The sequence below is a fragment of the Arthrobacter sp. NPDC058288 genome (genome assembly GCF_042880995.1).
GTDB lineage: Bacteria > Actinomycetota > Actinomycetes > Actinomycetales > Micrococcaceae > Arthrobacter.
The window spans coordinates 223796-248241 of the sequence record NZ_JBHVYH010000002.1; the positions used below are offsets into that span (position 1 = coordinate 223796).

The window sequence follows — 24446 nt, forward strand, 5'->3', positions numbered from 1 at the left end:
CGTGGAGTACTCGCCGGGCGGTACCCGAAACGGACGCCTGTGGCGGCTAGGAACGCCAGCGGGTGGTCATCAGGAATCCGGCAATGGCAATGCCGAATCCGGCCACGATGTTCCAGGATCCCCAATCCCTGACCGGAAGGGCGCCTTCACTGATGTAGAAAGTGATGATCCACAGCAGCCCAAGGATCATCAGGCCGAACATGACGGGCTTGAACCACACCGCGTTGGGCTTGTATGCCTGCGATACAGAAGCCGTCTTTTCCGCGGCAGCGGTCTTCTTTCGTGGCTTTGACTCGGGCACGTGTCCTCCTCGTCGGGCTGAATCAAGGGCGGAGCCTCCGGCTTGATATCCTGCAGGAAGGAATATGCCGGCGGGGTTGGCGCCTTGGGTCAGGTCTGAATTCTTACTAGCAGCCAATTCTAGCTGTAGTTCAGAACACACCGGCGCCAGTCCAAGCCGCCAATTGAGGAGACCACGTGGTGTTGCTGGAGAAGGAGACGACTGCTGCCGTGCCGGCACGCGGCGTCGGGGTTCTCCGGAAAGTCGTCCAGGTCGTTGGCGAGCTGCTGATCACGGTGGGAGTCATCCTGCTCCTGTTTGTCGCCTGGCAGCTCTGGTGGACCAACGTGGAGTCCGATGCGAAGCAGAGCGAGACGATCAGGAATTTTGCCCAGGAACTGGGCGGTACCCCGGCTCCCGCGGCATCGGATGCGCCTGTCTCCCCGACACCCGCCCCCACAGACTACGGCCCGCCGAAGGTCGCCGAAGCGCCCGGACACGGCCAAACCATCGGCATCATGTACATCCCCCGTTTTGGCGCGGACTACACCCGGCCCATCGTGCAGGGAACCTCCACGGACGTCCTGGATACGCTGGGCCTTGGCCACTACAACGACACTGCGATGCCCGGGGAAACCGGTAACTTCGCGGTGGCCGGCCACCGCCAGACCCATGGGGCGGTCCTGGACAACATCCACACCCTGGTTCCCGGTGACAAGATCTACGTCCAGACCAGGGACGGGTTCTATGTTTACGTCTTCCGGAACAACCAGATCGTGCTTCCGTCGGCCACGGATGTCCTGCTTCCCGTGCCCACCCAACCCGCCGCCCGGCCCACGGAGGCCTACCTCACCATGACCAGCTGCAATCCTCGCTTCGGCTCGCAGGAACGCATCATTGCTTACTCCCTGCTGGACCACTGGCAGCCTGCCTCGGCTGGGCCACCGGCAGAAATCGCCGCCCAGGTGGCCAAGGCACTCGGGAAGGGCTGACGTCATGTACGGATGGATTTTCCGCCACCTGCCCGGGCCCCTGTGGTTCAGGATTGCCACGTCACTGGTGCTGCTGGCCGGCGTGCTGGTATTGATGGTTCAGTTCCTCTTCCCCTGGATGTCACAGTTCACCCAGTTCACCGACTCAACGATTGGTTTAGTAACTCGACAATGAGCACCACCAAGATCCTGGTCGTAGACAACTACGACAGCTTTGTTTACACCCTGGTGGGCTACCTCCAGGAGCTCGGCGCCGAAACGACCGTGGTCCGTAACGACGACGTCACCCTTGCCGAGGCAATCGAGATGGCGGACGCGCGCGACGGAGTCCTCATCTCGCCGGGCCCCGGCACTCCTGCGGAAGCCGGCGTCTGCATTGACCTGATCAAATGGTGCGGCAGTCACGACAAGCCGATGTTCGGCGTCTGCCTGGGCCACCAGGCACTGGCCGAGGCCTACGGGGCCACGGTGACGCACGCCCCGGAGCTAATGCACGGCAAGACATCCCTCGTGGAGCATGAAGGAGCCAGCGTCTTTGCCGGACTTCCCTCCCCTGTCACCGCCACGCGATACCACTCCCTGGCCGCTGTCCGCGAAACCATCCCGGACATCCTCGAGATCACAGCCCAGACGGCAAACGGCGTGATCATGGGCCTGCGGCACCGGACGGCGCCGCTCTGTGGCGTGCAGTTCCACCCGGAGTCGGTCCTCACCGAGGGCGGTTACCAGATGCTGGGCAACTGGCTCGAGTCACTCGGCATGGCCGGCGCAGCCGAACGGGCTGCGAAACTAAGCCCGCTCATCCAGCACTAACCAGCCGGCACTACTTCGGCGGCCGCTACCCCCGGGTACGGCTCGTCTCAGTCGGCGTAGGCGTCGGGGTTGGTGTGGGCTTGGGCGCCGGTGCCTTCGCAACAACAATGGTGATGGTTTTCCCCTGCTCCACGAGCGAGTTGACGGCGTCGCTCTGTTCGGTCACCTTTCCGGGTTCGACTTCGGAATTCTCCGCTTCCTTTACGTCGATGCCCAGGCCAAGGTTCTTGAGCGCCGTCTCCGCCTCCGCCCTGGGCAGTCCGCGCAGTTCGGGCATGGCCACCTTGCCGGTGGACACCACGATTTCCACGGTGCTTCCGACGGCGACCGTCTGGCCCGGCGCCGGCTTGGTAGTGATCACGATTCCGGTGGGAACGGTGGCACTGTTGGCCATGGTGGTCCCGGGGGCGCCGGCAAGGCCGATTTGTCGAAGAACATCCCGGGCAGCTGCTTCGGTCCGCCCCGGCAGGTCATCCGGAATCTTTACGGTGCTCGGTCCGTCTGAGATGTTCAGGGTCACCTTCGAGTCAGGTTCCATGGACGTTCCCGCCGCCGGAACCGTGCCGATCGCCGTTCCCTTGGTGATGGTGTCGTGCGGCAGCCTGGTGATCTGCGGGCTCAGCCTGGCGTTGTACAGCCGCTGCAGCGCCTCGGACTCCGTGAGGGCCGATACGGCCGGAACCTCGACCTTCGCCACCGGCGGGGGCGGCTGGTTCATCATGTTGTAGAGCCAGAGGCCGCCGCCTGCCAGGACCAGCAGGGTGAAGATCACCAAGGTGGCAATCCACGTTCGACGCCGGGACTTCTGCCGCGCGGTGCGCTCCCGTTCCGGCGGAAAGCCGAGGGGAAGGTCATGTGATTCCGAGGGCTCATAGACCTGGGCGGGAATCGCCTGGTCGTCGCCAAGCGTGTCATGGAGCGGCCGGAGGCGGCCGCTCGGTGAATCATCGAGGAAGCTTGCCCCCGTCAGCGAATACGGCGCGGCAAGGGCCGTCCGTTCCCCCGCCGGGACCGTATTGTTGGGATCCGTCGGGGCCTCGCCCGCCGCCACATCCGGCACGGCGACGCCGTTTCGGGCTGCCCGGAGTGCCCGTTGGAAAGCAGCTGCGTCCTGGAAACGGTCAGCGCGGTTCTTCTGCAGGGCCCTCGCAAGGACGCTGTCCAGGGCCTCTGACACCTCGGGGTTGAGGCTGCTGGCCGGTTCCGGAATCTCTCGCACGTGCTGATAGGCGACTGATACCGGACTGTCACCGATGAAGGGAGGCCGCCCCGTCAGCATTTCGTACAGCAGGCACGCGGCGGAGTAGAGATCACTCCGGGCATCCACGGTTTCACCGCGTGCCTGTTCGGGGGAAAGATACTGCGCCGTGCCAACGACCGCCTGGGTCTGGGTCATGGTGGCTGACGAGTCGGCCATGGCCCGGGCTATCCCGAAATCCATGACTTTGATGGTGTCCGAGTCGTCGCAGAACATCACGTTGGCGGGCTTGATATCCCGGTGCACGATACCCGCCCTGTGGCTGTACTCAAGGGCGGAGAGCACGCCAAGCGTGAAGTCGATGGCGTGGTCGATGCTGACTTCCTTCGCCCGGATGAGATCCCTCAGGGTCTTCCCGGACACGAACTCCATCACGATGTACGGCACCCGGACAGTGTCCTCGGGGCCGCCGGGCACTGCATGGTCCCCGGTGTCGTAGATGGCAACGATCGAAGGATGGTTCAACGCGGCAACGGCCTGGGCTTCGCGCTTGAAGCGCGCCTGGAACTGTGGATCCCGGGCAAGGTCCGGGCGCAGCAGCTTAATGGCCACTGTCCGGCCAAGCCGGGTGTCAACGCCGCGGTGGACGTCCGCCATGCCGCCGCGGCCGATCAGCTCACCGAGTTCGTACCGTCCGTTGAGGACGCGCTGGGTGTTCACTGGGAGGCTGTCCTCTCTGTGCGACGGGAGACGGGGTGAGTTCGGCACGGTGCGCCTTAGTTCGTCGGCGAAGTGGTGGGCGTGGGCAGGAGTTCGGCGGCGAGGTGGTAGGTCACCACGGATCCGGCGGGCACCTTTTGCCCGGCGCCCGGCTCCGAACTGACGAATGTCCCGGCCTTCTGCCCGGCGCTGCCGGGCACGTCTGCTCCCTTTACCCAGCGCAATCCTGCGTCCTCGATCGCTTTCTGCGTCTGCGCCTCGCTGCTCCCAACGCCGATTGCGGGCACCGAAGATTCCTTGCTCGGGTCAGGGCCCTTGGAGTAGGTGACCGTGATGGTCTCGCCCGGGGCTACCGGGCCGGAGGGCTCAATGTTGGTGACCGTTCCCTGCGCTGCGTCACTGAAGACCGGGTCGCCCTTGACTGTCAGTCCCAAGCCAACGAGCTGGCTGCGGACCGTGTTGTATGGCTGGCCCAGGTAGGCATCAGGGATCAGGTTGATGGTCTCCGGAGTCGATTGCGTGGGAGTGGGCGTCGGACTCGCGCTCGAGGACGTGGGGCTGGCCGAAGTGGACGTCGGTGAGGCGCTGGTGCTGCTGGGCTTGGCGCTGCTCGACGTGGACGTGGACTCGGCCGGACCGGACGGGGAGAAGACGCCTGCCTGGGTAAGCAGGACACCCACCAGAGCGAAGAGGACGAGCACGATCAGGGCGATGAGCGGCCACGTCCACGGGCTCCGGCCCTTGCGCTGCGGCTCATCCACCGGTTCGTCGTAGCGGTCCTGCTCCTCTTCCTGGTCCCAGCTGCGTTGGGCAGCCAGGGCGTCGGCGCGTGACAGTGTGCTGCCCGGACCAGTTGCACCGGCAGCAGCTCCGGCGGCGAGTCCTGCGGCCGCACCGGCGCCCGCGGCGCCGACCACCGGAAGTGCGGAAGTCGCCGTCGTCGATTTGTCCTTTTCGGGTGATTCAATGACGCCGGTGGCGGCGGTGGGAATGTCCACCGGAGCCGTGATCGGTCCCGTGGCCGCTTCGAAAAGCAACATTCCGGGAACGGTGGCATGCGCAGCGGCGATGTCACCGTTGCGGATGGCTTCTGCTGCCTCGGACAGCTTGATGGCGTTGGCCGGGCGGTTCTTGGGATCCTTGGCGAGCATGGACATCAGGAGGGCCCGCACCGGCGTCGGCAGTGTTTCCGGCAGCGGCGGCGGCGCGTCGTTGACCTGGGCAAGCGCAATGGCGATCTGCGATTCACCGGAGAATGGGCGATGCCCGGTGAGGCACTCGTAGCCGATGACGCCGAGCGAGTAAATGTCCGAGGCGCCGGTGGCCGTCTGTCCGGTTGCCTGCTCCGGTGCGAGGTACTGGGCCGTGCCCATGACCTGTCCGGTCTGGGTCAGCGGGACCTGGTCCGCCAGACGGGCGATCCCGAAGTCGGTCACTTTGACGCGGCCGTCCGGGGTGATCAGCAGGTTGCCGGGCTTGATGTCGCGGTGCACCAGTCCCTGTGAGTGGGCCACCGAGAGGGCACGGGCGGTCTGGGCGATCATGGACAGCGTCCGGTCCGGGGACAGGACCTGTTCGTGCTCAATGATGCTGCTCAGGGGCTGGCCCGGGACCAGCTCCATCACCAGGTAGGCCGATCCCTCTTCTTCGCCGTAGTCAAAGACGTTGGCGATGCCCACATGGTTCAGCAACGCCGTGTGGCGCGCTTCGGCACGGAAGCGCTGGAGGAACCCGGGATCGCCCGTGTACTCCTCTTTGAGCACCTTGATGGCGACAATCCGGCCAAGGATAAGATCCTTGGCCTTCCAGACTTCTCCCATCCCGCCAATCGCAATACGCGTGGTCAGCTGGAATCTCCCGCCGAGGGTGATCCCTGATGTAGGCCTCACTTATTCAACACCGCCTCAAAAATCTTCTTCGCGTTCGGACTGGTTAGCTGTGCACCGGTGGTGATGTCCACGCCCTGCATGACGATGGTCACCGACACCTGGGGGTCGTTGGCCGGGGCGAACCCGGTAAACCATGAGTTGTTCAAGCCGTCGGTTCCCAGCTCGGCGGTGCCGGTCTTGCCGGCCACCTGGACGCCCGGCACGGCAGCCCCGCGGCCGATGCCTTCACTGACTACGCTGGTCATCCACTCGGTGATCTGCCGGGAAATCTCCGGGCTGGTGGACGTCCGGAGGACTTCGGGTTTCGGTTCGCTGATAACGCGCAGGTCCGGGGACCGCACCGTCTTGATCAGGTTGGGCCTCATCTGGACTCCGCCGTTGGCGATGGCTGACGTCATCAGCGCAATCTGCAGCGGAGTAGCACGGACATCGCGCTGGCCGATGGCGGACTGGGCGAGGCCTGCCGGGTCCAACTCCTCCTCCGGGAAGGACTTTTTGGCGTAATCCAGTTTCAGCTGGTCGCCCAGGTCCTGGCCGAAGCCGAACTTTGCGGCCTGATCGGCGATTGCCTTCTGGCCGAGGTCCCGGGCAATGGACGCGAACGGAGTGTTGCAGGACTGCTGAAGGGCGAACGCGAAGCTGGCCGTGTTCTGGGTATAGCAGTTGCCGCCGGCGTAGTTGGGCAGCTTGTACTGGATGCCGGGGAAGCTCATCTCGGCGGGGTTGGGCAGCTCACTGTCCTTGTTGTACTTGCCTGAGCTGAGCGCCGCGGCCGTATCCACGAGCTTGAAGACCGAGCCTGGCGCCAAAAGTGCACCGGTTGGACCGCTGACATTCGGGTTCAGGTTGATTCCGGGGACCTTATTCAGCTCGTTGAAGTTCGCAGCCTCGGCAGCCGCGTCCTGGGTGGCGATCAGGTTGGGATCGTAGGACGGCTTGGAGACCATGGCCAGGATGTCACCCGTTTTCGGGTTCGTCACCACGATGGAGCCGCGCTGGCCGTCCGGAATCAAATCGTAGGCGAGCTTTTGGATCGCAGGGTCCAGGGTGAGTTCCACCGAGGCGCCCTTCGGCTGGTTGCCGAGGAACAGCTGGCCCACGCGGTCCAGGAAGAGCTGGTCCGAGCTGCCGGCGAGCTGCTCGTTGAGTGCACTTTCCAGACCCGTGACGCCGTAGTTCTTGGAAAAGTACCCCGTGATGCCGGCGTACAGTTCGGGCTCCGTGTAGGTGCGCTGGTACTTGCAGCTTTCCGAGGCGGCAACGGACTGTGCGATCGGTTTTCCGCCCACAATGATGGCTCCGCGGTCATTGCAGTAGTTCTGGAGGATGGCGCGCTTGTTCCAGGGGTTGGCCTGCAGTTCGTCGGCCCCTACCACCTGCACATAGCTGAGGGCGCCGAAGATCAGCGCGAACATGGCTACGGCGGCAATCCATGAATTCCGAATGGCGTGGTTCACAGCTGTTTCACCGCTTCAGTTGGCGCGTCGGGATGGGCGGACGAGGGCTGCCGGCCGGGCTGTTTGGCCGGACGCGGCGGGGAAGGCGGAACAGGCTTCTGTTCGCCGGGCGCGGCGCCCTGCGGCATGGGCGTGGTGTCCACCGGGCCGCGGGCCGCGTGCGAAATCATCAGCAAGAGCCCCACGATGATCCAGTTGGCCAGCAGCGAGGAACCGCCAGCAGCCAGGAACGGTGTGGTGAGCCCGGTCAGCGGGATCAACCGCGTCACGCCGCCAATTACCACGAAACACTGAAGCGCGATGGCGAACGACAGGCCGCAGGCCAGCAGCTTCCCGAAGGCATCCCGTGTTCCCAGGGCCGCCCGGAACCCGCGCGTGAACAGCAGCAGGTACATCAGGACGATCGCGAAAAGCCCGATCAGGCCAAGTTCCTCGCCGAAGGAAGCGATGATCATGTCGCTGTTGGCAAACGGGACCAAATTCGGGCGCCCCTGGCCAAGGCCGGTGCCCACGAGGCCGCCGTTGGCCATGCCAAACAGGCCTTCCACAATCTGGAAGCTACCGCCGAACTGCCTCCCGTACACCTCGTCCGTGAAGGCGTTCAGCCACCCGTCGATGCGGAGGCCAACATGGGAGAAAACCTTGGAGGCCACATATCCGCCGCCCAGGATCAGGGCCACACCGATCACTACCCAGCTGATCCGGCTCGTTGCAACGTAGATCATCACAATGAACAGGCCAAAGAACAGCACGGAGGAACCGAGGTCCCGCTGGAAGATCAGCACGCCGATGCTCACCAGCCAGGCGGTGATCATCGGGCCCATGTCCTTGACCCGGGGGAACTGCATCGGGCCCAGTTTGCGGCCTGCGAGGAGAATCAGGTCCCGGTTGGAGGAAAGATACCCTGCGAAGAATATGGCCAAGGTAATCTTGGCGATTTCGCCCGGCTGGAAGGTCATGGGGCCCAGCTTGATCCAGACCCGGGCACCGAGGATTTCACCGGCCGAAATGCCCGGGATCAGCGGCAGGATGAGCAGGAGCGCGCTGGCGGCCAAGGAAATGAACGTAAACCGGCGGAGAATCCGGTGGTCTTTGAGGAACCAGATGACCGCGATGGCCACGGCCATGGCAATCAGGGTCCAACGGAGCTGGTTGTTGCCCGTATCCTCCCCGGGGGCATCCAGCCGGTGGATCATGGCCAGGCCCAGGCCATTAAGGGCCACAACCAACGGAAGTATAACCGGATCGGCATATTTTGCCCGGACGCGCAATACGACGTGGAAGACGAAGGCGGCGGCGGCGAGCAGGCTGGACTGGAACCAGAAATCCTGGTCGAACGCTTTTTCCTGGTCCACGCCCACCAGAGCATTGGCGCCGATGCCCACGGCCAGGGCAAGGATCAGGAGTACCAGTTCGGTGTTCCTGCGCGGCTTGGGGGTGGCCTCAATCTGTGTCACTTGGCCTCCTCGCAAGGGCTGGTGGACGGGCGGGGGGTTGCGGACTGTGTGGCCTTTCCAGGCGGAGCCGCTGTCCCGCTTGGCGCGGGCGCGGCGCCCGAAGCCGACGGGGAGGCAGCGGTGGGCGTGGCTGTAGCGCTGGCGCACTCCTCCGCCGGGGACGTCGTGCCGGTCAGATCAAGATTCTTGACGATCCGCTGCGCATCATAGAGATCCCGGGCCGGGACTGTTTGGCGGACCCGTTGCTGCGAGAACTCCGGCAGATCGGACATGCGGATGTCCGTTACTGTCTCCAGCGTTGAGAGCTGGATTGGTCCGAGCCGCTGGGAGACACCGTTGAAGATGGCAACCCGCGAATCGTATTCGCCGATGTAGTAGCGCGTCTGTGTCCAGGCGTATCCCAGCCACAGCCCGACGCTCAGGATGACGAGCAGGGCCGCCGCCGTGGCGATCGTGACCCAGCGGCGCGGCTTGACGGCGGGCTTGTATTCGTCGGTTTCCTCGCGGTCCTGGTCCGATTTGTGCGTCAGAACGGTCGCGGCCCGGCGCGCCACGGTGCGGCCGGCAATAGTGGGAATGGACCCGGATTCGGCAGCGGCTGCGGCTGCGCCGACGAGCTCATGGGGACGTGTGGAGAGTTCCTCGCGAAGGACGGCGGCAGAGAGGTGCTCGCCCAGGTGCGGGTCCGTTGTGGTGGTTGGTTCACCCGGTTTCGATGCGGGTCCGGAGCGGGCGCCTTGTTCGCCGGAGTCGCTGCCGCCCGTATCTTCGGCAGCTTTTGCCGTGGCATCCTGCGGCAACGGGGCCTTGTCCGGAACGGCCGACTTGTCCGAAGATCCCGCCGTTGTCGTGTCCTCCGAGCCGGCCGGGGGCGGGACGATCTCGACGGCGGCCGTCCGGACGTCGTCGGGCGTTTGTTCCGCGATTTCAAGCATGACAACCGTGACGTTGTCCGGTGCGCCGGCTTCAAGGGTGAGGTCAACGAGCGTTTCGACGCATTCTCGCAGATCTTTGGTTTCGCGGACCGTGCGTTCCACGACGTGTCCCGCAACGTAGTTCAGACCGTCTGAGCAGAGCAGCCACCGTTCGCCGGGTTCGACGTCAAGGGTGGCCAGATCGAGTTCCGGGCTGGCGTCGACATCTCCCAGGACCCGCATCAGGACATTCTTGTGCGGATGGGTTTCCGCTTCCTCGGGGCGCAGCCGGCCTTCGTCGATGAGCCTTTGCACAAAGGTGTGGTCAACGCTGATCTGCTTGAATTCGCCGTTGCGGAGCCGGTAGGCACGGGAGTCGCCGATGTGGGCGAAGTGCAGTTTGCCTTCGGCCAGGAGGAGCGCCGTGACGGTGGTCCCCATGCCGGCGAGCTTGGGATTGATGTGCACCAGTTCAGACAGGAGCGAGTTTGCGGTTTGGATTTCATCCGCCAGCACGGTCCCGGCATCGCCGTCGTAGTGGCCGTGGTCCAGGTGGAGCATGTCCAGTACGGTCGCCGCGGACGCCACGTCACCCCCGGCATGGCCCCCCATGCCGTCCGCCACGATGGCCAGATGGCGGCCGACGTAGGCGGAGTCGTCGTTTTTGGCTCGGATTCGTCCCACGTCCGAGCGGGCGGCGTAGCGCATAATGAGCGGCCGCGTCGGGGTGGAGCCCTTGTCGGCGGGAATTTCCGGGACGGCCACGGCTATGGCCTCAATTCGATGACCGTCTTGCCGATTCTCACGGGGACACCGAGCTCCACCGGGAGGGCTCGGGTGAGCTGCTGGTTGGCCAGGTAGGTGCCGTTGGTCGAGCCAAGATCCTCGATGAACCAGCGGCTGCCCTGCGGGAAGAGCCGGGCGTGCCGGCCTGACGCGTAGTCGTCCTCCAGGACCAGGGTGGCCTCCTGGGCGCGGCCAAGAAGGATGGGACTGTCTGCAAGGGGAATGGTGTGGCCCTTAAGCGGACCCTCCGTGACGACCAGTTGGCGGGCCTGCTGTTTCGCGGGCGGCGGTGCGGTTTCGGCCAGTTCAGGGTGCTTGCGTACCTGGCGGGCGGTCGGAGCGCCCATTGCGGCTTTCCTGCCGATCATCAGGTCGCGGCGCATAGCGGACACGATGCTGAAGATGAGGACCCAGAGCAGCAGGAGGAACCCGAACCGCAGGGCCGTGATGGTCAGTTCGCTCACGGGCGGCCACCGGAGTTGGCGGGCAAAAGGCGGAAGATGATTTTGGTCCGTCCCATCGTGATGGTGGAGCCGTCGGTAAGGTCGACGCTGCCGACGACCTTGCGTCCGTTGACGTAGCTGCCGTTGGTGGATCCCAGGTCGACGGCCTCTGTGGTGCCGTTGGCGGTGCGGATTTCGAGGTGGCGGCGTGAGACCCCGGTGTCGTCCACCAGGATGTCCGCCTCCGAGGACCGGCCCAACACGATCGACGCGGCGTTGAGTGAGTAGCGCTGGCCGTCAATGTCCAGGACCGGCTGAAGCCGCACCGGCTGGCGGCTGGGCGCAGCCGGCACGTTGTTCCGCGGCACGGGAGGGGCCGTGGAAGAACCGGAAGCTTTTTCCGTCTTGGAGTCGATCTCGAAATCGCCGGCGCGGATTTCTCCGTCGGGCCGGAACGAAATCCGGACCGAGCCCTGGAGGGTGTAGCCCTGGCTGCGTACGTGGTTGATCACCACATCGCAGAGTTCTTCGGCCAGGGGTGTGCCCCACTCCTGGGCGCGTTTAAAGTCGTCTTCGCTCAGGCGGACATCAAACACGTTTGGTGCAAGGGTGCGTCCGGCGGCGATGGTGATGGCCTTGTGGTCGACTTCCCGGCGGAGGCGGCTGGCGATTTCCACCGGCTCAACCTGGGCCCGCGAACCGGTGGAGAAGACACCGCGGACGGCCTTTTCGATGCCGCGCTCGACTTTGTCCAGCATTCCCATGGCACCTCTCCTCTCCTGACGGCTGCGGGGCAGCACACGCTTCGGAACTCAGTTCACAACACTGCCGGGAGTGCGCCGGGGGCGGGCACTCCTACATCTGATACTACTGGGCGGGGCTGTGAATGACCTTAATGCACACCGCAGGTGCGGGGAGAATAGTTCGTGTCGGAGCGGGCTGGAGCGGACCCGGGGGCGTTGTTCCACGGGCATATCCACGAGGAGGATCGAGCCGGCCCGGGCTGCACCGAAGCCCGATTGGTGTTTTGCCGTGGTTGTCCGTTATGCTTGATCTCGCTGCTTTTACGAGGCTGGCAGTCCGGAAAACGGGCTCCTGCCGGGTGGAAGAAGTTGCGCGCGAGTGGCGGAACGGCAGACGCGCTGGCTTCAGGTGCCAGTGTCCGAAAGGGCGTGGGGGTTCAAATCCCCCCTCGCGCACGCAATGGAAAGAGCTCCGGTCTTAGGACCGGGGCTCTTTCGCTTTAACGTGTTTAGCGCGCCCAGGCTAAACGACAGTTAACTTCGCTGAAACGGCTCGGGCCGATTCCTGAAACAACCGTTCCATAGTGTCAGAGCGGAGCGGCCTACAAGGCCGCCTGCATACGTGACCGCCTCCCGATTTGGAGAAGAAGAATGACGGCTTTCAGTTCGGACAAAGGCGCCCTGCGCCCATCGCGGCGGATGGTGCTGGCAGGGTTTTCATCGGCGGCGTTGGTGGCACTGACCGGCTGCGGAGGCGGCTCGGGAGCCGCTGCCCCGGCTGCCTCAGGCACCGCGTCAGGGGCGGCGGCCGATTTCGGCACGCTTGAGGTGCAGCTGTCGTGGCTGAAGAACGCGGAGTTCGCCGGGGAGTACTTTGCCGACAGCAAGGGCTATTACAAGGACGCGGGCTTCAGCGCCGTCAACCTGATCGCCGGCGGACCCGGCGGTGCCTCGGCGGAAACCATGGTCCTCTCCGGCAAGGCGCTGGTGGGCACATCGTCGCCCGTGGGAGTGGCGCCGGTGGTCCTCAACGAGGGAGCGCCGCTGAAGATCATCGGTACCACGTACCAGAAGAACCCTTTCACCATCGTTTCGCTGGCTGCCAACTCGATCACCGCCCCGGAGGACCTAATCGGCAAGAAGATCGGTGTGCAGGCCGGCGTGAACGAAACACTCTTCGATGCCCTCCTCGAGGTCAACAAGATTGACCCGTCCAAGGTCACCAAGGTGCCGGTGCAATACGACCCCCAACCACTGCTTAACGGCGACGTCGAGGGGTTCTTCGCGTACCTGACCAACGAAGTGCTCACCCTTGAGCTGGGCGGGCACAAGACGGCGGTCCTGCCGTTTGCCGACAATGGCCTGCCCTTTGTTGCCGAGAGCTTCGTGGTCACGGACGAGTCCATCAAGAACAAAAGGCCGGAGCTGAAGGCCTTCCTGGCGGCGACCATCAAGGGCTGGAAGGACGCCCTGGCTGACCCGGCTGAATCTGCCCGGCTTGCTGTTGAGGTGTATGGCAAAGAGCTGGGCCTGACCCTGGACAAGGAAAAGGGCCAGGCCGAGGCCCAGAACACCAAGCTCATCGCCACTCCGGAGACGGACAGCAACGGCCTGTTCACTGTGTCCAAGGAGCTGATGGACAAGAACATCGAGATCCTCAAGCTGGCCGGCTACGACACCACCGCAGAAACGATCTTTGACCTGAGCCTCCTGGACGAGGTCTATGCCGAAAACCCTGACCTGAAGTAGGACGCATGACTGACGTGAGAACAGAAGCCGTAGCCGGAGGACTGCTTTCCGGAACCGGTATATCGCTCAGCAACCTGGGCAAGAGCTTCCGGATGGGCAGGAAGAGTGTCGTGGCGCTGGAAGACGCCAACCTGATGACGTCCAAGGGAACGTTCCTTTCCTTGCTGGGACCCTCCGGATGCGGTAAATCCACTATCCTGCGGATCCTGGCAGGGCTCGACACCCCCACCACCGGCCAGGTCACGGTGGACGGCCACTCGCCGGCCGAACTGCGGACCCGGCACGAGCTGGGGATTGCCTTCCAGGATCCGGCGCTGCTCCCTTGGCGGAGCGTCGTATCCAACATCCGGCTGCCCTTTGAGGTGGCGGGACTTCCCGTCGACTACGCCATGGTGGACGACCTGGTGGAGCTGATCGGACTCAAGGGGTTTGAAAAGGCGAAGCCGGCCCAGCTGTCCGGCGGCATGCGCCAGCGGGTGTCCATTGCCCGGGCCCTGGCGCTCAAGCCGTCGGTGCTGCTGCTGGATGAGCCGTTCGGGGCGCTGGACGACATGACCCGGCAACGGCTGAACCTGGAACTGCTGCGGATCTGGACGGAGAAGCCCGCCACCACGCTGATGGTCACCCACGGCATCGCCGAGGCCATGTTCCTCTCCGACGTGGTGGCTGTGATGAGCGCCCGCCCGGGCCGGATCAAGGAGATCATCACCGTGGACCTTCCCCGGCCGCGGACGCCCGAAATGATGCGGACGCCGGAGTTCCATGCGCTGTGTGACAGGGCCTCCGAACTCCTGTTCGGCGGCGCCGGCGCGCCCCTTGAGGAAGTGGAGTCACCGTGACGCGGGCTTTCCTGTTGAGTACGACGGCGGCCCGGCCGCTGCCGCCGTGGGCCGCGGCCGGGATCGGCGTGGCGGCCACGGTCGCGCTCTGGTGGCTGGCCGCCGCAACGGTGCTTTCCGGAGTGGGTGCCAGTGCGGACGGCTCCGGCGGCGCCGTGCCGACGCCGCCGGAAGTCCTGGGACAGCTGGCGAGTGACGGCGTCGGGTTTTACTGGCCCAACCTGGCGGTGACAATGGCGGAGGCTTCCACAGGGTACCTGTGGGGAAACGCCGCCGCGCTGCTGCTGTCCGCGAGTGTCCTGGTACTTCCGTCCCTGGAACGGCTGGTCACCCAGTTGGCGGTGATCAGCTATTGCCTGCCCATCGTCGCCATCGGGCCGCTGGCCTTCATCGTCATCGGCTCGCCCGCGCGGGGGGAATCTTCCGGCACGGCCGTCCTGCTGGCAGGCATCTCGGTCTTCTTCACCACGGTGGTGGGGGCCCTGGCGGCACTGAAGAGCGCGGACCGGGCCAGCCTGGACCTCGTGGCCGTCTACGGCGGAGGGCGGCTGAAGCAACTGGTGAAGGTCCAGCTCATTTCCGCACTGCCGGGAATCCTGAACGCGCTGAAGATCGCCGTCCCGGCCGCCGTCCTGGGAGCCGTGCTGGGCGAATACGTGGGCGGCGTGGACCGCGGGATCGGCCCGGCGCTGGTCAATGCGCAACAGAACCTCGAAATTGCCAGGGCGTGGGGAGTTGCCCTGGTGGCGGGGCTGCTTGCCGGTGCCGGATATGGCGTCTTCGCGCTGCTGGCACGATTCGTGACGCCGTGGTCCTCCGGACGCCGGGCGGCGGCATGATGCCGGGATCGGCGGCCGGCCTGGCCGCATTGAAGGGTGCGGGGCGCGCGGTAGTCGGCCTCCTCGTTTCCCTCGTCGTGGTGCTGCTGCTGTGGGTGGCGTTGCTGAAGATCTTCAATATCTCGCCGTTCGTCGGCAAAGGACCGCTGGACGTTGTCAACTTCCTGTTCTCGGTGCCGGCCGCGGAGGCCAACCGGCAGGCCATCCTGCAGAACCTCGGCCAAACCATGGTGGACGCATTCCTGGGGTTCGCCGCGGGAATGGTGGGAGCCGTGGTGATTGCCGGTGTGTTTGTGTTGTTCCGCGGTGTGGAGAACGCGTTGATGCCGGTCGCCATGTTGCTGCGCTCGGTGCCGCTTGTGGCGCTGGCGCCCATCATCATCCTGATTTTCGGCCGTCAGGAGCCGGCAGTTGCGGCCATCGGCGGGATCGTGGTGCTGTTCCCCGCCCTGGTGACGATTGTGTTCGGGCTTCGCTCGGCGTCCCCGGCCATGATCGAAGTGATCGACGTTTACGGCGGCTCCCGTTGGACCGCCCTGCTGAAGGTCGCCCTGCCGTCGTCCCTGCCGGCCTTCTTCACGGCCGTGAAGGTCTCCATTCCGGGGGCGATCACGGGCGCGTTGCTGGCGGAGTGGCTCGCCACCGGCAAGGGAATCGGCTACGCCATTATCTCCGCCGTGTCCCGCGCCAGGAATAACGAGGTCTGGGCATCGGTGGTGGTGATCACGCTCGTTTCGATCATCCTGTATACCGTGGTGGCGCTCCTCGAGGAGGCCATGCTGCGGAGGTCCGGGAGGTTGCCGTCAGCGTCCGGGTAGCGGCGAGAGGGGCGGCGCCTAGCGGGTTACGGCCGGCTGCCGCGTTTCCGCTGCGGGGGCGCCTTCAGCGGGCGCGACGGCGGGCGGTTCCGCCGCCGTCGTCCGTTCCCTGAGGAAGTACACCAGGCCGGCGGCGAGGGTGGATGCCGCCGCCAGGGCGAATAGTCCCGGGACAACGCTTCCGGTCTGTTCCTTGATGATGCCGAAGCCGAACGGGGCCACGAAGCCGCCCAGGTTGCCGAGAGAGTTGATGATGGCGATGGCCGGTGCGAGGACCAGGGGGTGCAGTCCTGACTGTGGGATGGTCCAGAACAGCGGTGACGCGCTCTTGAAACCCATCGCGGCCACAGCGAGGAACACCAGGGCCAGTACCGGGGTGGCTACGGCTGCCGCGAATGTTCCCACTGCGGCAACGAGCAGGGCCACCGCCAGCAGCGGGCGCTTGGACTTTGCCTGGTCCTGCCACTTGGCCGCGAAGTACATGGCGACGACGGCGCAGACCCACGGAATGGCAGACAGGAATCCGACGCTCAGGTCCGTGGTGCCGGGGATCTGCTTCACGATGCTCGGCAGCCAGAAGGTGTTGGCGTAGATGGACAGCTGGACGGAGAAGTAAATGCCGCACAGCAGGAGGATCTGGGGGTTCAGCAGCATTTTCCAGCGGTTGACCTTATTACCCTGACCGCTGGCAGGGGCGTGCTGGGCATCCTCGCTGGCGATGGCGCTGATGAGCGCAGTTTTTTCCTTGAGCGTCAGCCATTTGGCGTCCTCGATCCTGGCGTCCAGGAGGAAATACACGGTGATGCCAACGACCACGGAGAGCAGGCCTTCGAAACCAAAGAGCCACTGCCAGCCGCGGATTCCCAGCGCACCCTGGAGGCTGAGCAGCATTCCAGCGATGGGTCCGGACAGGGCCGCCGCCACCGAGGACCCGGCGATGAAGATGGCGGTGGCCTTGCCCCGCTGGCCGGTTGGCACCCAGCGGGCGAAATAGAAGATGACGGCAGGGAAGAAACCTGCTTCGGCTGCGCCCAGGAGGAACCGCAGCACATAGAACATCGTCTCGTTCTGGACGAACGCCATCAGGAAGGAGACGATGCCCCAGCTGACCATGATCCTGGTCAGCCAGATCCTGGCACCGAACTTCTCCATCATTACGTTGCTGGGGAGTTCAAAGATGGCGTAGGCGATAAAGAACAGCCCGGCTCCGAAACCGTAGGCGGCGGCGCCGATGCCGACATCAGCCTGCAGGTGGTCCTGGGTGTAGCCGATGTTTGACCGGTTCAGTTGGTTGCAGACGAGCATGACCAACATGATGGGCAGGACGCGCCGGAAGAACTTCTTGGTGGCAGACGCCAGATCCGTGACAGCGATGTCTACAGATTGCATGGGGGAAAATCCTCTGTATCGATGAATAAAGCTCAGGCTGCGGGGGACGGTGGCCGGCCCTTGTGGTCCCCGCCATAGCTTCCCTTCGACTTTATTCAGGCGCTGTGATGCACGTCCAACATATCTTTTGCATTGCGTGATACCCACAGGGCACTGCTGAGCTCATTCGCTCAGTTTCGCGGGCCCAACCGGCCCAACCGGCAGCGCGGGCACCGTTACCGTCCCGTCCGGAGCCGCCGCTTTGAGTTGGCCAGATGGCTGCGCATGGCAGCCGACGACGACGGCGCGTCGCCTTCCGCGATGGCCGCGTAGATCGATTCGTGCTCATGGACCACCTGGTCGAAGTGGTCGCGGGCGTAGTGTTCGTCGCCGGTCATCAGCCGGGTGCGGGGCATCGCGATCATGGTCTGGCCCAGTGATGCCAGGCAGTCCGAGTAGAAGGGGTTTCCCGACGCGGCGGCGATGGCCTTGTGGAATTCGAAATCGGACTTCATCGCATGCGCCGGGTGGCCGCTGCTGGAGGTGAAGTCCTCCAGGGCTTTCTGCACGGCCCTCAGCTGCCGGTCCGTCCGGTTCCGGGCCGCCAGGGCGGCGGCCTCCGCTTCAACGCCCATGCGGAACTCGAGGAGGTGGAGCCGGTCCTCCAGGCTGGTCAGCGGCCGGCCGCCGGGGGCCTGCGGATCACCGGCCCGGGGCGGGGTCAGCGCGAAGCTGCCCCGCCCGCGTTCGGTTTCAACCAGCCCCTCAGCCTGCAGCCGGGTGAGGGCTGCCCTGACCACGGTGCGGCTGACGCCGAACTCGCCGATCAGCGTGTTTTCGCTGGGCAGCTTGTCGCCGGGCTGGATGACACCGTCAACAATGCGCGTGCGAAGATCGGCGGCGAGGTCCGCGGTCAGGTTCCGGCTCATGCGTTCAAGGTTACGCGCCGAACTCCACGGACTCGGTGGTCCAGGCGCGGGCCTGGTCGCTGAGGGACACGCCGAGGCCCGGGCGGTCCGGAACCAGCATGCGGCCGTTCTTGGTCTCGAGGCGCTCGTTGAACAGCGGGTCGAGCCAGTCGAAGTGCTCCACCCACGGTTCGCGGGGATAGGCGGCGGCGAGGTGAAGGTGGATTTCCATGGCGAAGTGCGGAGCGAGGCCCAGGCCCCGCTCGTCCGCCAGTGCGGCCAGGCGCAGGAACTGCGTGATGCCGCCGACGCGGGGAGCGTCGGGCTGGATGATGTCGCAGCCGTTGGCATTGATCAGGCCCTTGTGCTCGGCCACGGAGGCCAGCATTTCACCGGTGGCGATGGGGGTGTCCAGGTCGCTGGCCAAATGGGCGTGGCCCTCGAAGTCGTAGGCGTCCAGGGGCTCTTCAATCCAGATGAGGTTGAATTCCTCCAGCTGCCGGCCCATCCGCAGGGCGGTAGCGCGGTCCCACTGCTGGTTGGCGTCCACCATGAGGGGCACGTCCCAGCCGATGTGGTCGCGGATTCCGGCCACGCGGCGGAGGTCCTCTTTACTGTCGGGGAGGCCCACCTTGATCTTGATGCCGCCGATTCCCTCATCGATGGACCGGGTGGCGCGGGCCTTGACCTCATCCAGGGAGGCATTCAGGAAGCCGCCGGACGTGTTGTAGGTCTGGACCGAGTCGCGGTAGGAGCCCAGGAGCTTGGCCAGGGGAAGCCCGGCGCGCTTGGCCTTGAGGTCGTAAAGGGCGATGTCGATGGCGGCCAGCGCCTGGGTGGCCACTCCCGAGCGTCCCACGGAGGCGCCGGCCCAGAGCAGCTTGGTGTAGATCTTGCCGATGTCGTTGGGGTCCTCGCCGATGATTCCTTCGGCCACCTCTTTGGCATGCGCGTACTGGGCCGGTCCGCCTGCGCGCTTGGAGTAGCTGAAGCCGATGCCGCTGTGGCCCTGCTCGGTGGTGATTTCAGCGAACAGGAACACCACTTCGGTCATGGGCTTCTGGCGGCCGGTGAAGACTTTGGCATCACTGATCGGCACGGCGAGGGGAAGCCTGGCGGTGGAAAGTTTCACATGGCGAATGAGATCTACGGTGCTCATGGGTGCTCCTCGGAATCGGAAGGGGGCGTCATCGCCCGCACTTCTTATGATACAAGTTTCTAACTTGTATTACAAGCAAAATGGCCGACCGTGATTTGCGTGCCTAGCCCACCAGCCACGCCACCACGAGCAGCGCGCCGATGCTCAGCAGGGTGGTACAAAGAATGACGTCGCGCGCCACGGTCATGCCGCGGCCGTAGGGGGAGGCGAAGAGGAACACGTTCTGGGCGGTGGGGAGTGCGGCCATGATCACGCTGGCCAGCAGGTGCTGCCCTTCCAGTCCGAAGACAAAGCGGCCAAGGACCCACACGACGAGCGGCATTCCGGCGATCTTCAGTAACGTGGCGACGAGGGTCTCGGTACGGCCGTCGTCTTTTTGCAGCGGGGCCCGGCCGGCGAGTGACAGCCCGAACGCCAGCAGCACCATCGGCACCGCGCCCCCGGCCAGCATGTCGATGGGTTTCTGCAGGAGGTCCGGGGCTTTCCAGCCGGTCAGGGCCACCGCTGCCCCCAGTCCTGAGGCGATGATCATCGGGTTGGTGACGGGCTGAAGAAGCAGCTTCTTCCAGGAAATTTTGGAGCCGGAAACCAGGCCCAGCACCGTGACATAGAACGGAGCCATTACCAAAATCTGCACCAGGAGCACGGGCGCCACGTGCTGCGCCGTTCCGACGGCGTAGAGCGACACCGGAATGCCGATGTTGTTCGCGTTGGCGTAGCTGCTGGCCATGGCGCCGACTGCTGTCTCGGCCGCCGGTCGGCGGAAGAACAGGAAACTTGCCAGGCAATAGAGAAACCCCACTATCGCTGCCGAGAGCAGCGCCAGCGGGGCGTCCGTTCCGAGGGCCGCCCGGATATCGCTGCCGGCCACCACTGTGAACAGCAGGGCCGGGTTGGTGACGTAAAAAGCGGTTCGGGTGAGCGCGCCTTGGACTTCCGGTCCCAGGATCCGAAAGCGGGCGGCGAAATAGCCCACGGCAATGACGGCGGAGACGATGAGTATTCCGGAGACAACGCCGCCCAAGAGTGCGCCCTTCTATTTACCTGTTTTTGGGTTCCGCACGGCCGTCTTCCTGTTCCACCAGGAGGGCCGGCCGTGCGGAAGGTTTCGATATTCACGCACCGGCCAGGGCGCTTAGCGCACCAGGCACGGCCGCTTCGGATCGAACGACCAGCCGTCGATGTAGTACTGCATTCCGATGCTGTCGTCGCGGGCATCCAGTCCGTGCTCCAGGTACAGCTGGTGCGCCCTGTCCAGGGCATCCCGGTCCAGTTCGATGCCCAGGCCGGGCGCGTCCGGGACCTCGATGGCGCCGTCTTTGATCTGCAGCGGGTCCTTGGTGAGGCCCTGGCCGTCCTGCCAGATCCAGTGGGTGTCCAGCGCGGTGATCTCGCCGGGGGCTGCCGCACCGGTGTGGGTGAACATGGCCAGCGAGATGTCGAAGTGGTTGTTGGAGTGCGAGCCCCAGGTGAGGCCGAATTCGTGGCAGAGCTGGGCCACCCGGACGGAGCCGTGCATGGTCCAGAAGTGCGGGTCCGCCAACGGAATGTCCACGGCGTTGCTGCGGATGGCGTGGGACATTTCCCGCCAGTCGGTGGCGATCATGTTGGTGGCCGTCTTGAGCCCGGTGGCGCGGCGGAATTCCGCCATGACTTCCCGGCCGGAGAATCGGCCTTCGGCGCCGCAGGGATCCTCGGCGTAGGCCACGACGCCCTGCATCCGCTTGCCGAGCCGGATGGCCTCCTCCAGCAGCCAGCCGCCGTTCGGGTCCAGTGTGACCCGGGCGTCGGGGAAGCGTTTGGCCAGGGCGGTGACCACGTCCACTTCATCGTCGCCGGAGAGCACGCCGCCCTTGAGCTTGAAGTCGCTGAATCCGTAGCGCTCTTGGGCTGCTTCAGCCAGAGCCACGACTGCCGCAGGTGTCATGGCTTCCTGCCGGCGCAGCCTCTCCCAGCGGTCTGCCGGGGCATCCTCCACCAGGTACGGCAGGTCCGTCCGCCGACGGTCGCCGATGAAGAAGAGGTAGCCGAGCATCGGAACGGAGGAGCGCTGCTGCCCGTCACCGAGCAGTTCGGCCACGGGGACGCCCAGGAACCGGCCGTGGAGGTCCAGCAGGGCCGACTCGACGGCGGTGACCGCGTGGACGGTGGTCCGGAGGTCGAAGGTCTGCAGTCCGCGGCCGCCGGCGTCGCGATCGGCGAATTCCGCCGCGATTTCCCGCAGCAGGGAGCGGTAGCGGGCCACCGGCTTGCCGGCGATGAAGGCCCCGGCCTCCGCAATGGTGGTGCGGATTTTCTCCCCGCCGGGGACTTCGCCGAGGCCGGAACGGCCGTCCGAGTCGGTGATGATCACCACGTTGCGGGTGAAGAACGGTCCGTGCGCGCCACTAAGGTTCATCAGCATGCTGTCGTATCCGGCGACAGGGACTACCTCAACCTTGGCGATCGTGGGCTGGGCGTTCATGCGTTGACCTCATCTTTGGCGTCGGCTGCTTCGACGGTGCCGTCGATCCGGCGGTTCAGGTGCCACGGGTTCGCATCCTGCAGCGGAGCGGGGAGCAGGTCCTGGGGCAGGTTCTGGTAGGCGACCGGCCGCAGGAAGCGGTTGATCGCCAAGGTGCCGACCGACGTCGTGCGGGTGTCCGATGTCGCCGGGAAGGGGCCGCCGTGGACCATGGCATGGCCCACTTCGACGCCCGTGGGCCAGCCGTTGACGATGATCCGTCCCACCTTCTGTTCGAGGGCGGGCAGCAGTTGCGCCGCCGTCGGGTAGTCCTCTTCGGTGAGCTGCAAGGAAGCGGTGAGCTGGCCCTCGAGCCGGGTGGTGGCCTCGATCAATTCCTCTGCGGTGGAGTAGCGGATCACCAGGGACGCGGCACCGAAAATCTCGGCATGCAGCACGTGGTTGCTGACGAAGTCCGCGACGCCGGTTCCGAAGATCGTGGGCGCCGGCGCGTTCTCAGTGGGACCGGCGGTGCCCCGGCCGACCACCGTTACGTTCTCGGCGTTCCCCAGCGCAGCGGCGCCGTCGTTCCAGGAACCGGCGATGCCGGCGGTCAGCATGGTCTGGCCGGAACAGGCGGATACTGCGCGTCCGACGGCGGCAGCCAGTTTGTCGCCTGCCTCGCCGGCCGGAGCGAACAGCAGGCCCGGGGACGTGCAGAGCTGCCCCGAACTTCCGGTGACAGCCGCGACGTACTGCTGGGCGAGTGCGTCAATGTGTTCGGCGGAGCCGTTCAGGGCGCCGGGGAAGACGAAGACCGGGTTGAGCGAAGACATTTCCGCATAGACCGGGATGGGCTCGGGCCGCGCCGCCGCGGTGCGCATCAGGGCGATGCCGGCACTTTGCGAGCCGGTGAAGCCCACGGCCTTGATGGCAGGGTCCGCCACGAGGGCTTGGCCGATGCTGCTGCCGGGGCCGTAGATGAGCGAGAAGACGCCGGGGTGCAGACCTGAGTCGCGGACGGCCTTCACGATGGCCTGGCCAACGAGTTCTCCCGTTCCCGGGTGGGCGTTGTGGGCCTTGAAGACCACCGGGCAACCTGCGGCGAGGGCCGACGCGGTGTCCCCTCCCGCCGTCGAAAAGGCCAGCGGGAAGTTGCTGGCACCGAACACGGCTACCGGGCCCAGCGGGATCTGGCGCTGGCGGATGTCGGCGCGGGGGAGCGGCGTGCGCTCCGGCAGGGCGGGATCGATGCGGACGCCGCGGAAATCACCCTGGCGGACAACTGAGGCGAAGAGGCGGAGCTGGCCGGTGGTGCGGGCACGTTCGCCTTGCAGGCGGGCTGCCGGCAGTCCGGTCTCCAGGCCGGCGCGGGTGATGAGTTCATCGCCGATGGCTTCGATGTTGTCCGCGATGGCTTCGAGGAAGCTTGCGTGCGTCTCGGGATCGAGCGTGCTGAAGGACGGGTAGGCCTCGGCGGCCGCGGCGGTGGCTGCCTTGAGCTGGTCCTCGGTGAGCAGGGTGTAGGCGGGCTCAAGCTGTTCATTGCTGGCGGGATTGAAGCCAAAGGCAGTCTTGCCTTCGCCGGCGACGGCCTGGCCGGCGATCAGCGAATGTCCGGTGAGTGTCACGGTGGTTACTCCTTGGAAGCGGTGGGTCAGGTGGCGGCGGGTCAGGAGACGGTGGCGATGAGTGCCTTGAGGTCTGCCAGGTCCTGCGGGGCCAGGTTCTGCAGCGGGGGACGGACGCCGCCGGCAGAGCGTCCGATGGCGTCCAGTCCGCCCTTGACGATGGAAACGGAGTAGCCCTTGACCCGGTCCCGGATATCCAGGTACGGGATGACGAAGTCGTTGAGCTTCTTGTTGACGGCCACGCGGTCGTGGTTGCGCACGTCCTGGTAGAAGTCCAGGGCGAACTGCGGGACGAAGTTGTACATGGCGCTGGAGTAGGTGCTCATGCCTAGCTGCAGCAGCGGCAGCGCGAAAGTCTCAGCCGTCGGGAGGCCGCCGAGGTAGAACAGGCGGTCGCCGAGCTTGGCGTAAACGCGGGCATCATGTTCGAGGTCGCCCACGCCGTCCTTGAACCCGATCAGGTTTTCGTGCCGGTCGGCCAGGGCAGCCACGGTGGTGTCCTTGTAGATCGCGTTGGCGCGGTTGTAGATGATGACACCGAGCGAGGTGGAACTGCAGACGGCGCTGACGTGCTCGATCAGGCCGCCCTGGTCCGCTTCCGTCAGGTACGGCGGCAGCAGCAGGATGCCTTCCGCGCCAGCCGCCTCGGCGGCCTGGGCGTTTTCAATGGCCTGCGCCGTGGAGCCGCCGGCTGACGCCAGGACTGGAACGATGCTGCCGACTTCCTCGACGGCGGCGCGGACAACCCGGGCCGATTCCGCCGGCGTGAGGGAGAAGCCTTCGCCCGTTCCACCGGCGGCGAAGAGCCCGGCCACCGGGTAGCTGGCCTGCCAGGCAAGGTGCTTGCGGTAGTTTTCCTCGTCGAACTGGAGCTGCGAATCGAACGAGGTCACCGGGAAGGAGAGCAACCCGTCTTTGAGAACGCTGGCGAGTTCCTGGGGTGAGTGTTTGGCCACGATTGTCCTCCATGTCGGCGCCGCAGCGGTGCGGCAGATGATGT

Annotated in this window: 22 protein-coding genes and 1 tRNA gene; 8 read left to right on the forward strand and 15 right to left on the reverse strand. The window is 65.4% G+C overall.

Features of this window, described 5'->3' with window-relative positions:
• Positions 1-46: 46 nt before the first annotated feature.
• Positions 47-301, reverse strand: coding sequence for a cell division protein CrgA (locus ACFVWT_RS09780; protein WP_390247503.1), 255 nt, complete (start codon positions 299-301; stop codon positions 47-49).
• Positions 302-477: 176 nt separating this feature from the next.
• Between ACFVWT_RS09780 and ACFVWT_RS09785 the strand changes: the two genes are divergently transcribed.
• From ACFVWT_RS09785 to ACFVWT_RS09795, 3 genes are read left to right on the forward strand one after another with little or no spacing between them, the layout of a single operon-like run.
• Positions 478-1272, forward strand: coding sequence for a class E sortase (locus ACFVWT_RS09785; protein WP_390247505.1), 795 nt, complete (start codon positions 478-480; stop codon positions 1270-1272).
• Between the two features lie 4 nt (positions 1273-1276).
• Complete coding sequence (locus tag ACFVWT_RS09790; protein ID WP_011689889.1) at positions 1277-1447, forward strand: hypothetical protein; 171 nt, start codon at positions 1277-1279, stop codon at positions 1445-1447.
• Positions 1444-2085 carry an aminodeoxychorismate/anthranilate synthase component II gene (locus ACFVWT_RS09795; RefSeq protein WP_390247507.1) on the forward strand — a complete coding sequence of 214 codons (642 nt, stop codon included), beginning with the start codon at positions 1444-1446 and terminating at the stop codon, positions 2083-2085. The genes ACFVWT_RS09790 and ACFVWT_RS09795 overlap by 4 nt, the downstream gene beginning before the upstream one ends.
• A 25-nt stretch (positions 2086-2110) precedes the next feature.
• Here the strand turns inward: ACFVWT_RS09795 and pknB are convergent, their stop codons facing one another.
• Genes pknB through ACFVWT_RS09830 form a run of 7 tightly spaced genes read right to left on the reverse strand, consistent with a single transcriptional unit; the run spans position 2111 to position 11713 of the window.
• Entirely contained in the window at positions 2111-4003 is a 1893-nt protein-coding gene (gene pknB / locus ACFVWT_RS09800; RefSeq protein ID WP_390247509.1) for a Stk1 family PASTA domain-containing Ser/Thr kinase, read from the reverse strand.
• A 56-nt stretch (positions 4004-4059) separates the two neighbouring features.
• The gene (locus tag ACFVWT_RS09805) at positions 4060-5892 is read right to left on the reverse strand and encodes a protein kinase (RefSeq protein ID WP_390247511.1); all 1833 of its coding nucleotides are present in this window, start codon (positions 5890-5892) and stop codon (positions 4060-4062) included.
• Positions 5889-7349: a peptidoglycan D,D-transpeptidase FtsI family protein gene (locus ACFVWT_RS09810; RefSeq protein WP_390247513.1), complete on the reverse strand. Its 1461-nt coding sequence runs from the start codon at positions 7347-7349 to the stop codon at positions 5889-5891. The genes ACFVWT_RS09805 and ACFVWT_RS09810 overlap by 4 nt, the downstream gene beginning before the upstream one ends.
• Positions 7346-8806: an FtsW/RodA/SpoVE family cell cycle protein gene (locus ACFVWT_RS09815; protein WP_390247515.1), complete on the reverse strand. Its 1461-nt coding sequence runs from the start codon at positions 8804-8806 to the stop codon at positions 7346-7348. Before ACFVWT_RS09815 ends, ACFVWT_RS09810 begins: the two co-directional genes overlap by 4 nt.
• Positions 8803-10485 carry a PP2C family protein-serine/threonine phosphatase gene (locus ACFVWT_RS09820; protein WP_390247517.1) on the reverse strand — a complete coding sequence of 561 codons (1683 nt, stop codon included), beginning with the start codon at positions 10483-10485 and terminating at the stop codon, positions 8803-8805. The genes ACFVWT_RS09815 and ACFVWT_RS09820 overlap by 4 nt, the downstream gene beginning before the upstream one ends.
• Before the next feature lie 2 nt (positions 10486-10487).
• Positions 10488-10970 carry an FHA domain-containing protein gene (locus ACFVWT_RS09825; RefSeq protein WP_011689896.1) on the reverse strand — a complete coding sequence of 161 codons (483 nt, stop codon included), beginning with the start codon at positions 10968-10970 and terminating at the stop codon, positions 10488-10490.
• Entirely contained in the window at positions 10967-11713 is a 747-nt protein-coding gene (locus ACFVWT_RS09830; protein ID WP_390247519.1) for an FhaA domain-containing protein, read from the reverse strand. Before ACFVWT_RS09830 ends, ACFVWT_RS09825 begins: the two co-directional genes overlap by 4 nt.
• 352 nt (positions 11714-12065) lie before the next feature.
• Here ACFVWT_RS09830 and ACFVWT_RS09835 point away from each other — a divergent pair.
• From ACFVWT_RS09835 to ACFVWT_RS09855, 5 genes are all read left to right on the forward strand, one after another.
• Positions 12066-12148: transfer RNA gene (locus ACFVWT_RS09835), tRNA-Leu, on the forward strand.
• Between the two features lie 195 nt (positions 12149-12343).
• Positions 12344-13441 carry an ABC transporter substrate-binding protein gene (locus ACFVWT_RS09840; RefSeq protein WP_390247521.1) on the forward strand — a complete coding sequence of 366 codons (1098 nt, stop codon included), beginning with the start codon at positions 12344-12346 and terminating at the stop codon, positions 13439-13441.
• A 5-nt stretch (positions 13442-13446) separates the two neighbouring features.
• On the forward strand, positions 13447-14280 hold the full coding sequence (locus tag ACFVWT_RS09845; RefSeq protein ID WP_390247523.1) for an ABC transporter ATP-binding protein: 834 nt from the start codon (positions 13447-13449) through the stop codon (positions 14278-14280).
• Positions 14277-15119 carry an ABC transporter permease gene (locus tag ACFVWT_RS09850; protein ID WP_390247525.1) on the forward strand — a complete coding sequence of 281 codons (843 nt, stop codon included), beginning with the start codon at positions 14277-14279 and terminating at the stop codon, positions 15117-15119. Before ACFVWT_RS09845 ends, ACFVWT_RS09850 begins: the two co-directional genes overlap by 4 nt.
• A complete protein-coding gene (locus ACFVWT_RS09855; protein ID WP_390247527.1) occupies positions 15089-15937 on the forward strand; it encodes an ABC transporter permease in 849 nt (282 codons plus the stop codon). The genes ACFVWT_RS09850 and ACFVWT_RS09855 overlap by 31 nt, the downstream gene beginning before the upstream one ends.
• Before the next feature lie 18 nt (positions 15938-15955).
• Here the strand turns inward: ACFVWT_RS09855 and ACFVWT_RS09860 are convergent, their stop codons facing one another.
• The 7 genes from ACFVWT_RS09860 to kdgD all read right to left on the reverse strand — a co-directional run bounded on the left by ACFVWT_RS09860 (position 15956) and on the right by kdgD (position 24402).
• Positions 15956-17326, reverse strand: coding sequence for an MFS transporter (locus ACFVWT_RS09860; RefSeq protein WP_390247529.1), 1371 nt, complete (start codon positions 17324-17326; stop codon positions 15956-15958).
• A gap of 215 nt (positions 17327-17541) precedes the next feature.
• A complete protein-coding gene (locus ACFVWT_RS09865; RefSeq protein WP_390247531.1) occupies positions 17542-18234 on the reverse strand; it encodes a FadR/GntR family transcriptional regulator in 693 nt (230 codons plus the stop codon).
• 10 nt (positions 18235-18244) lie between these two features.
• Entirely contained in the window at positions 18245-19372 is a 1128-nt protein-coding gene (locus ACFVWT_RS09870; RefSeq protein WP_390247533.1) for a mandelate racemase/muconate lactonizing enzyme family protein, read from the reverse strand.
• A gap of 103 nt (positions 19373-19475) precedes the next feature.
• Entirely contained in the window at positions 19476-20396 is a 921-nt protein-coding gene (locus ACFVWT_RS09875; protein WP_390247535.1) for an AEC family transporter, read from the reverse strand.
• 111 nt (positions 20397-20507) lie between these two features.
• Positions 20508-21836, reverse strand: coding sequence for an enolase C-terminal domain-like protein (locus tag ACFVWT_RS09880; RefSeq protein WP_390247537.1), 1329 nt, complete (start codon positions 21834-21836; stop codon positions 20508-20510).
• Complete coding sequence (locus ACFVWT_RS09885; protein ID WP_390247539.1) at positions 21833-23446, reverse strand: aldehyde dehydrogenase (NADP(+)); 1614 nt, start codon at positions 23444-23446, stop codon at positions 21833-21835. The genes ACFVWT_RS09880 and ACFVWT_RS09885 overlap by 4 nt, the downstream gene beginning before the upstream one ends.
• A 41-nt stretch (positions 23447-23487) precedes the next feature.
• Positions 23488-24402, reverse strand: a complete 915-nt coding sequence (gene kdgD, locus ACFVWT_RS09890) for a 5-dehydro-4-deoxyglucarate dehydratase (RefSeq protein ID WP_390247541.1) — start codon at positions 24400-24402, stop codon at positions 23488-23490.
• Positions 24403-24446: the final 44 nt, after the last annotated feature.

What these genes read in the sequence shown, in the direction of transcription:
- ACFVWT_RS09840 (WP_390247521.1), top strand. Translation starts at nt 12,344, where the DNA reads ATGACGGCTTTCAGTTCGGACAAAGGCGCCCTGCGCCCATCGCGGCGG.
- ACFVWT_RS09795 (WP_390247507.1), top strand. Translation starts at nt 1,444, where the DNA reads ATGAGCACCACCAAGATCCTGGTCGTAGACAACTACGACAGCTTTGTT.
- ACFVWT_RS09865 (WP_390247531.1), bottom strand. Translation starts at nt 18,234, where the DNA reads ATGAGCCGGAACCTGACCGCGGACCTCGCCGCCGATCTTCGCACGCGC.
- ACFVWT_RS09845 (WP_390247523.1), top strand. Translation starts at nt 13,447, where the DNA reads ATGACTGACGTGAGAACAGAAGCCGTAGCCGGAGGACTGCTTTCCGGA.
- ACFVWT_RS09830 (WP_390247519.1), bottom strand. Translation starts at nt 11,713, where the DNA reads ATGGGAATGCTGGACAAAGTCGAGCGCGGCATCGAAAAGGCCGTCCGC.
- ACFVWT_RS09870 (WP_390247533.1), bottom strand. Translation starts at nt 19,372, where the DNA reads ATGAGCACCGTAGATCTCATTCGCCATGTGAAACTTTCCACCGCCAGG.
- ACFVWT_RS09860 (WP_390247529.1), bottom strand. Translation starts at nt 17,326, where the DNA reads ATGCAATCTGTAGACATCGCTGTCACGGATCTGGCGTCTGCCACCAAG.
- ACFVWT_RS09790 (WP_011689889.1), top strand. Translation starts at nt 1,277, where the DNA reads ATGTACGGATGGATTTTCCGCCACCTGCCCGGGCCCCTGTGGTTCAGG.
- ACFVWT_RS09880 (WP_390247537.1), bottom strand. Translation starts at nt 21,836, where the DNA reads ATGAACGCCCAGCCCACGATCGCCAAGGTTGAGGTAGTCCCTGTCGCC.